We start from the raw sequence: 12147 nt of genomic DNA, 5'->3' as shown, positions 1-12147 counted from the left end.
TTAAATCTATTTGAAAAGTTTATGTTTTCTGATAATTAAAGTAAGGTGTGCACTCCTTATCACTACATTTGTAATTATAGTCTATCACTAGCAAATTGTAAAGCGCTTACATGTTAATTTTTATTATTTTCTTTATTTGTTACTTTTTGTTAACTCCCTCATTTCCTTTAGGGTTAGCATCGTAAATGCCTTATTTATAATAACACCCTCTTTATTAAGAAAATAGGTTGTTGGTATACTAAGTATGTGATATTGATTAGCAACAACGTCTTTATCGTCCAATAACACAGGAAAAGTTAATTTTCTCTCTTGGACAAATTGTCTAACTCCCTCTTCATTTCCACCATCGACATTAATAGCAAGGACGACCCAGTGATCTTGTTTCTCTTTTGAAAATGTTTCTATATCGAGCATTTCTTTTTTACATGGCGGGCACCAGGTTGTCCAAAAATTTATCATCACTGATTTGCCTTTATAATCAGATAGCTGTATTTTATTTCCATTAAGGTCCTCTATTGTGAAATTAGGTGCCTTATCCCCTATATTTAATCCACTATTTGCTTGCATGACATCACTTGGTGTAATAATGAAAAACATGGCTAATAGCAACAAAACGAAAGATACTATTCTTGGTGACATAACTGCCTCCTTTGTTGTTATCATGAAATTTTTAAAATGTTGTGTGGAGCAAGAATTTCTTAATGGACCTTTAATGCTTTCTTTTAGAATAACCAATTTGTTTTATTTTATCATTTTGACTGCGTAAAATTATTTGATTAATTAAAAAATAATTCTATGATTCCCTTAAATACAATAAAATAGTCCATTGTCACCTTAACCAGCTCCATTTTGTTTAAATAAGCACTTAAATGACTAATGTATAGACATTATTGGTATATATAAAGGGAAAAACTGCCGTAGTAATTGGCCAGTTTCTTCATTAGGAAAGCATACTCATAGGTGATATGGTTCATTGTAAACTATTATATCGGGTGTCTTCTCCTTTACCGAAGAACTGCAAATTAAAATTAGCGGAGTTTTTCCGGTTACATGCAGAATGGAGCTTATTTTGGAATAAATAAAGGGAGTTTTTCCGCTTACACCCAGCAAAAGCACCCATTTTTGAAAATTTCGAGCCAATAGGCGGAATCTCTCCGTCTATTTCAGCCTTTTTTTGTATTCATTTCTAATTAAGTGGAATTTTTCCGTCTAATATTAGCTCTGCTGCTTAAGCTGATTTCACAGCCAAACAATGGCGAACGCTCTCAATCGCTGATGAAGGATTTTTAAATTCAGCACTGTGTCTTTTTTAATTGTACAATACTTACTATCCATTATCAAAATGATGGATAGCGCAAATTCTAAAAAATTTCCGCAGAACCTTGATAAATAAAGAAAAGACGTATCCCAATTCATACGTCTTTTCTTGTGTCATTTAGAGTAAAAAGGAATCAGAAAACGGAATCCTTTATTTTTTACCTGGACTATTTTTTTATTTAAACGATTATAGTGCAGCCAATGTTTCTGTTAATACAGGAACGATTTGTTTTTTACGAGATACAACACCTTTTAATAATGCTGTGTTATTTTCTACTTTTACATTAAACGCTTTTTCTACAGCTTCTGCTTTATTCCCTAAAGCAACAGCAACAGAATCGTTATTCAATATATCTGTTACAACAAGAAGGAATAAATCTAAGCCTTTATTGTCGATGATTGCTTGAATAGATGTCTCTAGTTCTGCTTGTTTAGAAATGACATCATTTGTATCCACAGCATTTACTTGAGCAATTTCGACTTTGTATGTACCCATTGAAAATTCTTTAGCATCAATACTTAATAATTGATCAACCGTTCTATCACTTAAATCAGCACCAGCTTTAAGCATGTCTAGACCATACTCTTCCGCATTCACTCCAGCAATTTCCGCTAATTCTTTAGCAGCTTGTACATCTTGCTCTGTGCAAGTTGGTGATTTAAATAATAAAGAATCAGAAATGATTGCGGAAAGCATTAATCCAGCAACTTCTTTCTTTATTTCTACATTATTTTCTTTATACATTTTATTTAGAATAGTAGCTGTACAGCCAACTGGCTCTGCACGATAGTATAAAGGATCACTTGTTTCAAAATTAGCGATACGATGATGATCAATTACTTCCAAAATTGTTACATCTTTAATGTCTTCCACACTTTGTTGGAACTCATTGTGGTCTACTAAAATTACAGATTTAGTTTCTGTACCTGCTTTTTCAATGAAACGAGGTGCATCTGTTTTAAAGTAGTCTAAAGCATATTTTGTTTCGCCACTAACTTCACCTAAACGAACAGCTTCTGCTTCTACTCCAATTGCTTTTTTTAATTCTGCATAGGCAATAGCAGAACAAATAGTATCCGTATCCGGATTTTTATGACCAAAAATCAATACTTTTTCCATTTAGCAAATCTCCTTATTACGTTAATCTGATGACGTATTAAATTAATACATACATCCCATTTTATTTTATCATAACTTACCAAATTTTAAAGAAAAGAACAGAAAAAAGAAGCCAATTTGCTGCGCTTTCTATATATAATGGATAATTTTTATTAGAAAGTGCTATTTTAAGACATGCAATGATACTTCACTCATGATTTTTTTGAAAATAAAAACTGCAAATAACTCCTTTCTCAGGTGTTATTTGCAGTTTAAGGAGTATTTAGAAAACTCCCTTTCTATTTAACTAATATATTAAAATTTATATTGATAATTTTCGATTTCCCAAGCATGGATTGTAGTGCGGTAGTTATCCCACTCTTCTTTTTTAGCAGCAACATATTCAGTATATACGTGCTCTCCAAGTGTTTTAAGACCGATTTCACCTGCTTCAAGTTCTGCGACTGCAGCATCTAAACCACCAGGTAAGCTATCAATACCAAGCTCTTCGCGACGTTCTTCTGTCATATGGAAGATATCTTCGTTAATTGGTGCCGGAGCTTTTAGACCTTTTTCTACTCCATCTAATCCTGCTGAAGCAATAACAGCAAATGTTAGATATGGGTTAGAAGATGGATCTGGACAACGAAGTTCAACACGAGTTGCCATTCCGCGTTTTGCAGGAATACGGATTAATGCTGAACGGTTAGAGGCAGACCATGCAAGGTAACAAGGTGCTTCATAACCAGGAACTAGACGCTTATAAGAGTTTACTAGTGGATTTGTTACAGCTACGAAACTCTTAACATTTTCTAATACACCAGCAATGAAAGAATAGGCAGATTCAGATAATTCTAAATCATCATTTGCATCATAGAAACTGTTTTCCCCATCTTTGAAGAATGACATGTTAACATGCATTCCCGATCCATTAATTCCGAATACTGGCTTTGGCATAAACGTTGCATGTAAGCCATATTGTGAAGCGATTGTTTTAACAACCCATTTATATGTTGTAGCTAAGTCAGCAGCTGTTAGCGCATCAGCATACTTGAAATTAATTTCATGTTGGCCTTCTGCTACTTCATGATGAAGTGCTTCAATTGTAAAGCCCATTGCTCTTAATGTTTTAAAAATTTCCACACGCACTTTTTCCCCTAAATCTTTTGGTGATGGCTCAAAGTAACCGCCTCTATCACCTAATTCAGTAGTTGGGTATCCATTTTCATCAGTAGCAAATAGGAAGAATTCTAATTCAGGTCCAACTGAAATCGTATATCCTTTTTCAGCAGCGCGTTCAACAGTTTTCTTTAGAACGTTACGTGTATCCCCTTCAAATAAAGAACCATCTGGGTTTGTTACAGAGCAAAGGAAACGAGCTTCTGAATACCCTTCTGTTTCTGTCCAAGGTAACACTGCAAATGTGTTTAAATCTGGTAATAAATATGAATCTGATTTGTTAATTGGAGAAAATCCTTTGATGGATGAACCATCGATCATGATTTTTCCTTCTACAGCATCATCTAATTGTTGTGCAGTAATAGTAATGTTTTTTAAAATTCCCTCAATATCCACAAATTGTAGATGTAATAATTCTACACTTTTTTCTTTAACAATACTTTCAATTTTCTCTAATGTAATTTCAGCCATGTTAACTTACCTCACAATTCATGTTCTATTATCTAACTTGCTTTCATTATAAGGAATCTTTTCTCTTAAAACAATGTTTTTTTATAATTTTTTAAAAATTTTATTAGGTAGCGTTTTCATGAATTTGTGGCAAATTAATCCTTTTATTGACACGATTCGCTAGATAGCTACAAGAGAAAAATGTCGGAATGCCCCATTTGATGGGAAGGTCTGCGTTATACATCTTCATGTAAAATTTTGTGACCAGATGTATTTAGGATAAATTATTAAAATTCCGAATTTTCTCGATTTTATGACCTTTTCACCATTTATTCTCCTATTTTCTAAAGTTTTTGAAGTTTTTTAATATTTCCCAATACGAAATAAATAGCTTATATTAAATTAAATAGAATATTTAGAAAAAAGGAGTGATTCAAGCTTTTAACCATAAATTAGTTCATATGATTGCCTACGCTTTACTTTTATACAGTAAAAAATAATACATGGACGGTGGTAAACATGCATCTATTAAAGCCTTTTTCATTTAGTAAAAGATTTCCAGAGACAGAGGTTGTCGGGTCTGCTTTTGCAGGAAAACAAGATGATCTCATCCCTTTATCCTTTGGTTTTCCTGCACCAGAATCTCTTCCAGTTGATAAAATGACTGCCGCAACAGAAGCTGCAATGATTACGCAAGGAAGACAAGCTTTAGCTTATAGTGGTGGAACAGGTCCGAAAAACATCATTAATTGGATAAAAGAAAGATCAAAGCTCCGTGAGATTGAAGCAACTGAAAAAGAAATAATTGTTACTGCTGGCAGCTCCCAAGCGATTGATTTAATCACGAGAACTCTCACAGATCCTGGTGATGAATTATGGGTAGAAGCGCCAACTTTTTTTGGGGCATTAAAAACATTTCGCTTAGCAGAAACGAAATTATTTTCTTTTCCAATAGACGAATATGGCTTGAGAGTTGATTTAGTCGAACAAGAGCTAGTTGAAAGAGTGAAAAATAATCTGCCTTTACCGAAATTGATGTACGTCATTCCAAATTATCAAAATCCAGGTGGTGTTAATTTATCTATTGAAAGAAGAAAACGACTTGCTGAATTAGCATACGAATATAATTTCTTTATTATAGAAGATGACGCCTATGTTGAGCTTTCCTTTGATAAAACCTATATTCCAGCGATTTATTCCTTTGGACCAGAAAGAGTTGTTTACTTAAGTACTTTTTCCAAAATAATCGCACCTGGTTTACGACTTGGTTGGGCTATCGGATTACAAGAAATTATCGAAAAAGTGAAAATTCTAAAAACGGATGGTTTTACAAGTGTATATGTCCAAGAGGTTACGAAAAATTTACTTGAGCAAATAGATATGGATGAACAAATTAATAATTTAAATTCTCTCTACCACTCTCGTAAAAACGCAATGGTTTCAGCTATACAGCAATACTTTGGGGAGAATGTTTCCTATCATGAACCACATGGCGGTTTCTTTCTTTGGCTTACTTTCCCGGCCCATATCGATACAAGTGAATTTGCTGATGCCGCAATGGCAGCTGGCGTTTCTTATATCGCCGGTAAGCACTTCTTCCTAGAAGACGAAGGCTATAATCATATGCGTTTATGCTTTACTTTCTGTAAAGAGGAAATTATCCATGAAGCGATTAAGCGACTTGCAAACACCTATTACGAGTATGTAAATAGTAAACAGATCATCGAGGAAGTTAATTAATGACGATAGAATCTATTATTCCTAAAATTTATATTAGAAGAACTATTCCAGAAAAGTATTTAGATCAAATAAAGGCATTAGGAGCAGAATTTATTATCGATAATTGGCAATATGGAGATCCTGAGCCAACCATAAGCCAGGATATAAGCGATTGTAATATCGTGTTAACGCTAGGTTTAACCGATTCCTTAACTATCCGACAGTATGCCCCCAATATAAAATGGGTGCAATCTTTAAGCGTCGGACTGGATGCGCTGTTACATGAGGAAATAAGAAACAGTGATATTGTTATCACAAATACAAAGGGCTGTACATCTGTTCCCATTGCGGAACATACGATTGCAATGATGGCTGGTTTAGCAAGAGGAATACCGTTTATGATTCGAAACCAGCTGAACAATAGGTGGGCCCCCACCCCAATTACAGACCTTTCAGGGTCAACGGTAGGAATTATTGGTTATGGAGAAATTGGAAAGCAAATTGCTAAACGTGCAAAAGCGTTAGATATGTTTGTGATTGGCTACAAGAAAAGACCTTCCAAGTTGTCAGAGGATGATCCTGCCGATAAAATTGTGGGCTTGGATCATATAGACGATGTGCTGTTAGAGGCTGATTTTCTTATCCTTGCATTGCCTTCAACTCCTGATACATACCAGCTTATTAACGAAGAAAAATTAGCAAAAATGAAAGAAAATAGTTTTCTAATTAATATCGGAAGAGGAAATACAATCGTGGAAGAAGAGCTCATTCAGCTACTAAAGGAGAAAAAAATCGCTGGAGCTGCTCTCGATGTATTTGAGGTAGAGCCTTTACCGCCAGAACATCCTTTATGGGAAATAGAAAATGTTATTATATCTCCTCATAATGCTTTCTTTTCGCCCAATACTTTAGATCGTTATATGGAAGTATTTATAGAAAATATCCAGCGATTTAAAGACGGGAAAGAACTAATTAATATTGTGGATAAACAATTAGGTTATTAATAACAAAAACTGCCGAATGTATTTATTCGGCAGTTTCTTTTCAGCTTTTCTACTTATACCGTTTCAAAGCCTTCTTTTTTCCATGCAGTAGTTCCACCTTCGATGAATGCTACGTCTGTAAAGCCCATTTGTTTTAATAAGTACGCACCAAGTGATGCTTGTCCACCAAGACCACATGTAACAAGAACAGGGCGGTTACGATCCGCTAATTCTGGATCTCTTAATTCTTCTGGTAATTCCAGATCAGCACGAATTGGAAGCATTCCTAATGAGATATTAACAGAGCTTGGAATTAAACCACATGCTCCTGCATCTGCCGCATCTTGTACATCAATTATGTAAGTGTTTGGATTTTCTTCGATTTTCTTTTTTGCTTCAACAGATGAAATTCCAGCTACATTCTTTCTTGCTTCTTCTACTAATTGACCAAAAGTTAATGCCATTTTCATCACTCCTTTTATTATCTAACATTTCCATAGTAACAAAATTCGCCTAAATTTACTAATAAACCGATTCTTTTTTTTACTTAGACAAGAATCGTGACATTACAATGGTAGAATAGTATTCTCCGTTTTCCAATCGTTTATCTTTTTTTAATATCCCTTCCACTTCAAAGCCGAATCGTTTATATAATGTAATCGCCTTGTCATTTGTTTCGATTACAGATAGTGTCATTTTTGTAAGTTTGTTTTCAGAAGCCCAGTTAACAGATGCTCCAAGTAACTGTGATCCAATTTTATATCCCCAATAGTCTTTTAAAACACCAATACCAAATTCAACTTTATGTTTAAGACGCATTAGATTAGTTCCTTCGCATCGTGAAAAAGCAATGATTTGCCCTACTTCTGTTTCAGCCAGTAAAAACAGTCGATTCGCACCTTCTATATCTGTCCGAATCAGTTGTTTAAATTCGATTGGAGATAATATCCCCTCTCCAGGTTCCCGGTCTAAGAAGTGTGTTTCTCCATCTATTTGCATCCTAACCTGTGACAACTGATCAGCGTCTTTTTCTTCTGCAGATCTTATTGTATAACGTAGTCCATTTACCTCAAAATGGCTGGGAGTTATTTTCATGGAATAGTATTCTCCTTTAAAGTTTGTGTTCATTCTATTGTGAGATAAAAAAACTTCTATTCGTAAATAACATTATTGAAAGTAGCATAATCAAAAAACTCTCTCTAAAAAGAGACATTTCCTCTAGCTATTGAGGATTTCAAGTACCCAAAGCTAGAGAATAATTGTCAACTTTATAGAAAGAGCTCTCTTAATCTATTAATTCTTTAATTTATCACGCAATACCATTGGCAAGATTCCACCATGGCGATAGTAATCAATTTCTACTTCAGAGTCAAAGCGCACTAATGCTTCAAAGGTAATTTTCTTACCATCTTCTGTAGTTGCTGTTACTTCTAGGAAATCACGTGGCTTAACAGTTTCGTCCACATAAACATTAAATGTTTCTTTTCCTGTTAACCCTAAGCTTTCAGCATTTTCGCCTTCTTTAAATTGTAATGGAAGTACTCCCATTAACACTAAGTTAGAACGGTGAATTCTCTCAAAGCTTTCTGCGATAACTGTTTTAATACCTAATAGGTTTGTTCCTTTCGCAGCCCAGTCACGAGATGAACCCATTCCGTAATCTTTGCCTGCAATAACCATTAAGCCAGTTCCTTCATCTTTGTACTTCATACATGCATCATAAATGGAGGTTACTTCACCAGTTGGCCAGTAAGTAGTGAATCCACCTTCTGTACCTGGAGCAATTTGGTTACGAATACGAATATTCGCAAATGTTCCTCTCATCATTACTTCGTGGTTACCACGACGAGAACCGTATGAGTTGAAATCACGTGGCGCTACACCATTATCTTTTAAGTACTTACCAGCTGGAGTATTAACTCCAATTGCTCCAGCAGGAGAGATATGGTCAGTCGTTACAGAGTCGCCGAACTTCCCTACAACTCGCAAGCCTTTTAATGGTAGTACTTGTTCAGGATCAGGTTTTAACCCTTCAAAGAACGGTGGGTTTTGAATATAAGTAGAAGTATCATCAAAGCTATATAATGAATCGCTGCTCGTTTGAATCTCATTCCAACGCTCATTATCATCAAATACTCTATCATATTCTTTATTAAACAGTTCAGGTGTAACTGTACGATGAACTAGTTCGTTTACTTCTTCTGTAGATGGCCAAATGTCCTTAAAGAATACATCGTTACCATCTTTATCTTTTCCAATCGGTTCTTTTTGTAGGTCAATATCCACTGTTCCAGCAAGTGCATAAGCAACAACTAATGGTGGTGAAGCTAAGTAGTTTGCTTTTACAAGCGGATGAATGCGGCCTTCAAAGTTACGGTTACCAGATAACACACTTGTCACAAGTAAATCTGAATCTGAAATAGCTTTTTCGATTTCTTCTTTAAGCGGACCTGAGTTTCCGATACATGTAGTACATCCATAACCTACAAGGTTAAATCCAATTTGCTCCAAATATGGCAGTAGACCAGAATCTCTTAAATAACCAGTAACAACCTTAGAACCTGGTGCTAAAGATGTCTTCACAAATTTTGGTACTTCCATTCCCTTTTCTACTGCTTTTTTCGCAACTAATCCTGCACCAACTAATACATATGGATTGGATGTATTCGTACAGCTTGTGATTGCGGCAATTGCAACAGAGCCGGTTTTCATTGTAGTTGAATCTCCATTTGCAAAATCAACAACTACTTCTTTATCGAATTCGTCTGCTTTTAAACCGAAACCTTGGTTTCCTTCTGGTGCCGTTACTGATTCATTGAATACCTCTTTCAATTTAGAAAGTGGAATTAAATCTTGAGGTCTTTTTGGACCAGATAGATTTGGCTCAATTTCAGCTAGGTTTATCTCTACTACATCTGTATAAACCGGTTCTAAGTTCGGATCGAAGAATAAACCATTTGCTTTGCAATATGCTTCTACAACATTAATTTGTTCTTCAGAACGCCCAGTTAGACGCATATAGGATAAAGATTCCTTGTCAACTGGGAAGAATCCACATGTTGCTCCATATTCTGGTGCCATATTCGCAATTGTCGCACGGTCTGCAAGTGGTAATTGTGGCACACCAGGTCCGTAGAATTCAACAAACTTTCCTACTACTCCTTTTGCACGAAGCACTTGCGTTACTTTTAAAGCAAGGTCTGTAGCAGTAGAACCGTTTGGCATTTCCCCAACAAGTTTTACCCCTACTACTTCTGGTACTGGGAAATAAGAAGGTTGTCCTAACATACCTGCTTCTGCTTCAATACCACCAACACCCCAGCCAAGAACACCGATACCGTTGATCATCGTTGTATGAGAATCAGTACCTACTAATGTATCTGGGAATGTTTCGTATTCGCCTTCAGCTGTTTCATTTACATGTACTACATTTGCTAAATATTCTAAATTCACTTGGTGAACGATACCAGTTGCTGGTGGTACGGCACGATAATTATCAAATGCCTTTTGTGCCCAGCTTAAGAATTGATATCTTTCTGCATTTCTTTCAAATTCTAATTCCATATTTGCTTTTAACGCATCCGGAGTTCCGTATTTATCAACCTGAACACTGTGGTCAATAACTAAATCAACTGGTTTCTCTGGATTAATTTTACTAGGATCTCCGCCTAAGTCAGCCATTGCTTTTCGTAAGGAAGCAAGGTCAACAACTGCAGGAACTCCTGTAAAGTCTTGGAGGATTACCCTAGAAGGTTTAAATGGAACATCAATTTCCTGAACCTCGTTCGTTCCCCATTTTGCGAGGTTTTCTACATGCTCTTTTTTGATGACAAAATCATCCATTTGTCGTAAAACAGATTCTAGTAAAACTTTGATAGAATACGGCAATTTCGATACTTTACCGATTCCCTTCTTTTCTAAAGCTGCTAATTGATAGTAGTGATAACGCTTCCCACCCACTTCAAACGATTGGCGGGCATTATAAAAATCTTTTGCCATATGTATTACCCCCTCATTGTAATCATATACCAAAAATAGAAAAATAGTCGAATAATTTGAACTCTCTATTATCTATTTACCATCTATAATTTTAATACAAGGATAATGATAAGTAAATAATAAGAAAGTTATCAAATACGATAAGTTTTTCTTATCGACTATCATTTCTTGCAAAAAAATAGACCATCGAAAAGATAAACTTTCAGATGGTCTTCTATTTCAGATTTCGTTTACTTCGTCAACAATACTTTTTAAATCCTTTTGAAAGCTTTCTAATTGTTCCCTTTGATGCTCAGACGCTACTTCTAAAGCATTTTCTATTTGTTGGTAGGTTTCATTTATTTCTTGTTTCAAATGCTTTAGTTGATGTCCATAGTTAGCGGAATCTTTTACTATATCTTGATATAGATTTTGTGTTTCATACATATTTCGTTGTGCATCTTGAAACGCTTCTTGTTTATTACTATGATAAGGCATATTCTTATCCTCCTGCAATTATATTCATGTTGCTTACCAATAAGTTGTGCAGAGAATCATAAAAATATGCGGTATAAATGAGAGCTGAAAAAACCATTCTATAAAGGTAAGTGCTGTAATACCTCTTCATGAAAAAAACAAAGGAGAGAAAACAAATATGAACAAAAATGATAGCAAAGATATGCGCAGAAACGCACCAAAAGGTAATCAATCTGGTCAGCCCGAGCCTCTTAGTGGTAGCAAAAAAGTGAAGAACCGTAATCATACGAGACAAAAGCATAACAGCCATCACGATATGTAAGAAAATAAGTTACATCCATTTTTCATCTAATTTAGTATTTTCACTTTTTCTATTTCTTGTTATTAAAATTGCCCTTCTCAATCGATGAGTTGGGCTATTTTTTATAATATGTGATAAAAAATTTTGTTAATAGATAAGCAATCATTTCCGTTTATCGAAGTTTCTATTTAATACTTAAGGTAAAATTAAGGAAGCTTTCCTATAATTAATCATTATTTAGTAGGAAGGAAAATATATACCATGATTAATTCTATTTCAAGTACAACAGCAGGATCCATTAGCACAAGCAATCGTTCCTCCGATGTAACAAATCAAATGAAAGCATTAGAAAGTCAAAAACAGCAATTACAATCACAACAAACACAAATTGAGCAAAATGAAACGATTCAAGAAGAAGAAAGAGAAAAACAAATTGAACAGCTAAAAAAGCAGATCGCTGAAATAGAAGAACAGATTCAAGCACTCCAGAATCAAAAATCAGAGGCAAGTAGTTCCAATTCGGTTTCAAAAATACAGCAAGATAATGTGCTCATTAGTAGGGAAGCATATTCTTTATTCCAGGATTCAAAAAAAGAAACGGAAAACGATCAGAACTAGATAACATTTTCAATGTATAAAGATGT

Annotated in this window: 11 protein-coding genes; 4 read left to right on the top strand and 7 right to left on the bottom strand. The window is 34.9% G+C overall.

The annotated features are described in order from the left end of the window. Positions 1-132: 132 nt before the first annotated feature. From NYE52_RS11005 to NYE52_RS10995, 3 genes are all read right to left on the bottom strand, one after another. Positions 133-639 carry a redoxin domain-containing protein gene (locus NYE52_RS11005; RefSeq protein WP_341193097.1) on the bottom strand — a complete coding sequence of 169 codons (507 nt, stop codon included), beginning with the start codon at positions 637-639 and terminating at the stop codon, positions 133-135. A gap of 865 nt (positions 640-1504) precedes the next feature. Continuing rightward, a complete protein-coding gene (locus NYE52_RS11000) occupies positions 1505-2437 on the bottom strand; it encodes a manganese-dependent inorganic pyrophosphatase (protein ID WP_341193096.1) in 933 nt (310 codons plus the stop codon). Between the two features lie 294 nt (positions 2438-2731). Next, positions 2732-4066 (bottom strand): glutamine synthetase family protein, encoded by a 1335-nt coding sequence (locus NYE52_RS10995; protein ID WP_341193095.1) that lies wholly within the window; start codon positions 4064-4066, stop codon positions 2732-2734. A gap of 498 nt (positions 4067-4564) precedes the next feature. Here NYE52_RS10995 and NYE52_RS10990 point away from each other — a divergent pair, with 498 nt between their 5' ends. Together NYE52_RS10990 and NYE52_RS10985 are read left to right on the top strand one after the other, a co-directional pair. Next, the gene (locus NYE52_RS10990) at positions 4565-5785 is read left to right on the top strand and encodes an aminotransferase-like domain-containing protein (protein WP_341193094.1); all 1221 of its coding nucleotides are present in this window, start codon (positions 4565-4567) and stop codon (positions 5783-5785) included. Further along, positions 5785-6768 (top strand): D-2-hydroxyacid dehydrogenase, encoded by a 984-nt coding sequence (locus NYE52_RS10985; protein ID WP_341193093.1) that lies wholly within the window; start codon positions 5785-5787, stop codon positions 6766-6768. Before NYE52_RS10990 ends, NYE52_RS10985 begins: the two co-directional genes overlap by 1 nt. Before the next feature lie 53 nt (positions 6769-6821). On the opposite strand, the gene NYE52_RS10980 is transcribed toward NYE52_RS10985, so the two are convergent. From NYE52_RS10980 to NYE52_RS10965, 4 genes are all read right to left on the bottom strand, one after another. After that, entirely contained in the window at positions 6822-7211 is a 390-nt protein-coding gene (locus NYE52_RS10980) for a rhodanese-like domain-containing protein (RefSeq protein ID WP_341193092.1), read from the bottom strand. Positions 7212-7290: 79 nt separating this feature from the next. Continuing rightward, positions 7291-7842, bottom strand: a complete 552-nt coding sequence (locus tag NYE52_RS10975) for a GNAT family N-acetyltransferase (protein WP_341193091.1) — start codon at positions 7840-7842, stop codon at positions 7291-7293. Between the two features lie 198 nt (positions 7843-8040). Then, positions 8041-10746, bottom strand: a complete 2706-nt coding sequence (acnA, locus tag NYE52_RS10970) for an aconitate hydratase AcnA (protein ID WP_341193090.1) — start codon at positions 10744-10746, stop codon at positions 8041-8043. Between the two features lie 219 nt (positions 10747-10965). Next, positions 10966-11223, bottom strand: a complete 258-nt coding sequence (locus tag NYE52_RS10965) for a hypothetical protein (protein WP_312093958.1) — start codon at positions 11221-11223, stop codon at positions 10966-10968. 157 nt (positions 11224-11380) lie between these two features. On the opposite strand from NYE52_RS10965, the gene NYE52_RS10960 reads away from it, so the two are divergent. Together NYE52_RS10960 and NYE52_RS10955 are read left to right on the top strand one after the other, a co-directional pair. After that, complete coding sequence (locus NYE52_RS10960) at positions 11381-11524, top strand: small acid-soluble spore protein P (RefSeq protein ID WP_341193089.1); 144 nt, start codon at positions 11381-11383, stop codon at positions 11522-11524. Positions 11525-11764: 240 nt separating this feature from the next. Beyond that, entirely contained in the window at positions 11765-12121 is a 357-nt protein-coding gene (locus NYE52_RS10955) for a FlxA-like family protein (RefSeq protein WP_341193088.1), read from the top strand. Positions 12122-12147 lie beyond the last annotated feature (26 nt).

The organism is Niallia sp. FSL W8-0635, assembly GCF_038007965.1.
Taxonomy (GTDB): domain Bacteria; phylum Bacillota; class Bacilli; order Bacillales; family Cytobacillaceae; genus Niallia.
This window is presented reverse-complemented; position numbering and strand designations above follow the sequence as displayed.

Excerpts from the sequence above, each read along its gene's own strand:
- NYE52_RS10965 (WP_312093958.1), bottom strand. The coding sequence starts at position 11,223 with ATGCCTTATCATAGTAATAAACAAGAAGCGTTTCAAGATGCACAACGA.
- NYE52_RS10995 (WP_341193095.1), bottom strand. The coding sequence starts at position 4,066 with ATGGCTGAAATTACATTAGAGAAAATTGAAAGTATTGTTAAAGAAAAA.
- NYE52_RS10975 (WP_341193091.1), bottom strand. The coding sequence starts at position 7,842 with ATGAAAATAACTCCCAGCCATTTTGAGGTAAATGGACTACGTTATACA.
- NYE52_RS10955 (WP_341193088.1), top strand. The coding sequence starts at position 11,765 with ATGATTAATTCTATTTCAAGTACAACAGCAGGATCCATTAGCACAAGC.
- acnA (WP_341193090.1), bottom strand. The coding sequence starts at position 10,746 with ATGGCAAAAGATTTTTATAATGCCCGCCAATCGTTTGAAGTGGGTGGG.
- NYE52_RS10990 (WP_341193094.1), top strand. The coding sequence starts at position 4,565 with ATGCATCTATTAAAGCCTTTTTCATTTAGTAAAAGATTTCCAGAGACA.
- NYE52_RS11000 (WP_341193096.1), bottom strand. The coding sequence starts at position 2,437 with ATGGAAAAAGTATTGATTTTTGGTCATAAAAATCCGGATACGGATACT.
- NYE52_RS11005 (WP_341193097.1), bottom strand. The coding sequence starts at position 639 with ATGTCACCAAGAATAGTATCTTTCGTTTTGTTGCTATTAGCCATGTTT.
- NYE52_RS10985 (WP_341193093.1), top strand. The coding sequence starts at position 5,785 with ATGACGATAGAATCTATTATTCCTAAAATTTATATTAGAAGAACTATT.
- NYE52_RS10960 (WP_341193089.1), top strand. The coding sequence starts at position 11,381 with ATGAACAAAAATGATAGCAAAGATATGCGCAGAAACGCACCAAAAGGT.
- NYE52_RS10980 (WP_341193092.1), bottom strand. The coding sequence starts at position 7,211 with ATGGCATTAACTTTTGGTCAATTAGTAGAAGAAGCAAGAAAGAATGTA.